Source organism: Actinoplanes utahensis, assembly GCF_016862455.1.
Classification (GTDB): Bacteria; Actinomycetota; Actinomycetes; order Mycobacteriales; family Micromonosporaceae; genus Actinoplanes; species Actinoplanes utahensis.
This window is the reverse complement of record NZ_BOMZ01000136.1, coordinates 1-1998: the sequence shown is the minus strand read 5'-3', so window position 1 is coordinate 1998 and position 1998 is coordinate 1. Positions and strand designations below refer to the sequence as shown.

The 1998-nt window shown below is 66.1% G+C and carries 2 protein-coding genes; one reads left to right on the top strand and one right to left on the bottom strand.

Going from position 1 to position 1998, the window contains the following annotated elements; translation table 11 throughout:
- Positions 1 to 80 precede the first annotated feature (80 nt).
- Positions 81 to 1172, bottom strand: a complete 1092-nt coding sequence (locus tag Aut01nite_RS42995; protein WP_043530821.1) for an Imm1 family immunity protein — start codon at positions 1170 to 1172, stop codon at positions 81 to 83.
- Positions 1173 to 1548: 376 nt separating this feature from the next.
- Between Aut01nite_RS42995 and Aut01nite_RS42990 the strand changes: the two genes are divergently transcribed.
- A complete protein-coding gene (locus Aut01nite_RS42990; protein ID WP_043530823.1) occupies positions 1549 to 1887 on the top strand; it encodes an Imm51 family immunity protein in 339 nt (112 codons plus the stop codon).
- Positions 1888 to 1998 lie beyond the last annotated feature (111 nt).

Genomic DNA, 1998 nt, shown 5'->3' with positions numbered 1-1998 from the left:
ATGACAGCGCGTTGGTCCCGCTCGTGACTTGGTCCGCCTGCACCGAGCAGGTGCCGATGAAGGGGCCTTGCTACTTGTTATCAGGCGGCAGCACGGGCCACAGCAAGGCCAACGGTGTCTAGTAGGGGTCGCTGCTCGGCCCAGGTAGCGAGGTCGCGGCGCATCACCGCGGCCGGATCGTGCGTGGCGAGGACCTTTTCGAATTCCTGGCGGCGCCCGTTGTCCTCGATCCTGCGGAACGTCGTCACCAGGTCCCAGTCAGTAGCGGTCTCCCCGAAGCACAGCAGGCGATTGCAGGTATGCCAGAAGTTGCTGGTGCCGATCACGACCGACCCCGCGGGGTTACTGGCCGGACCGGCACCAGCCGCGAGCAGCGACAACTGTGCCACTTCGAAGCCCAGCGACCAGAGGAACCAGCCGGGTCCCACCACCGGGCCCTCTACGTCGGCGAACGGCTGGACGGTGGCAATCGCGGATTCCGGCGCGGTGGTGCCGGCTTGGCACGCATCGAGAATCTGCCGGGCCGCGCCGGCGAAGGCAGCCCTGGCCGCCTCTACCACCGGAAGCATCCGGTACAGCTGCAGAGCGGCGAGCGCCCGGATCTTCTCCGGGTACGGTGCAATCTGGGCGACCCGCTCGTCCGAGTAGTCCGGTGGCTTCCACTGCCGGTCGTCGCGCTCGCCGAGATTGTTACCGTGCACCCACGACACCGAGCCCGGGCGTTCGCCCGTGCCGGCCCGGCAATACTCCTCCACCGCGGCACGGATTTCAGCGACCGGCAGTACGACCGATGGCCCGACACCGATCAGCTCGTGTGGCTCCGCGGCCACCAACGGATCGTCGTCGGCGGGGTCGGCGTTGTCGGTGACCCAGATCCACTGATCGTCCTGCCTCCCGGATGCATCCGCGCGCAACGTGTTGACGAACCAAATGAGCGCGCCAAGACCGGTCGAGGCGTTCACCCGCACCATAAGGGTGCTGTTCGGAGCCTGGCGCGACGGTATGAGGCCCCCTTCGACGAAAAAGAAGTCGGTTTCGTCGCCTGCGCCACGCCCGGGCGCCCAGGACCGTTGCTCTCGGAACGCGCGGTCGATCAAGGCGGACGTTTCCTCCTGACTCCGCGGGATGTGGAGATCGCCACCTACGTATGCCTGCAAGGTCAGGGATGTCACGCGGGAAGTATCACAAAGTCACGGCACGCCCGGATGACCAGGCGAGGCTTCATCGGGTTCGTGATGAGGTTAGTCGCGGCGTTGGCGAGTGTGGGGCTGGCGTGCTGGCGGGGCCAAGGTGACCGGCTTGGTGGTCGGTGTGAATGCGCTGGTGCTGATTCTGGCGGCCTGCGGTGGCTCCGCTCCGACGGGGCGGCCTCAGGTGGCCCCACCACGAGGGGCGCTGAGTTCGCTGCATCGTGACGCTGCGCTATGCGGTTCGTGGTTCGCAGCATGCGTTACCTGCGGCATGAGAGGACGTCTGATCTTGGGGCTGCTGGTTCCTGTGATGAGCATCCACGGAAAAGTTCGTCGCTTGATCTGCCAGGATCTGCGGATGACTTCGATCGAGGTAGAAGAGCTTGCGCCGGGTGAATTTCGTCTGTACCTGGTCGCGGGCACGACGCCGGTCGACGAGGCGATCGTCGCCCTCGGCCATGAGCCCAACGGCCCGTTCTGGGAAGGGATTACGGAGCTGGTCGTCGCCATCGAGGCTCCAGCCCTTCATGAGCGTTTTTGGACCGACTCGGAAGCGGGCGCATTCCTCGCCCACAGCAGCGATCGAAGCGTGCTCGATGACTTGGCCGCCCGGCTCGACGCGATTGCGGTCGACGAGAATCGCCTGCGGCACCTGATGGAGGCGGCCCGGGCACGCGGCTTCGAGTTCCACGACTGACAGTCGAAGCGTCCGTTCCTGCGTGCGACTGGCGGTGTCGTCAGGTCCTCCGCCACTCCTGCATGGTCGGGTTCCGACGGCGACACAAGTAGCCTGCCCCGAGCCCTGTCC

Bases quoted from the DNA above. Each gene is read 5' to 3' on its own strand.
- Aut01nite_RS42990 (WP_043530823.1), top strand. From the start codon at position 1,549: ATGACTTCGATCGAGGTAGAAGAGCTTGCGCCGGGTGAATTTCGTCTG.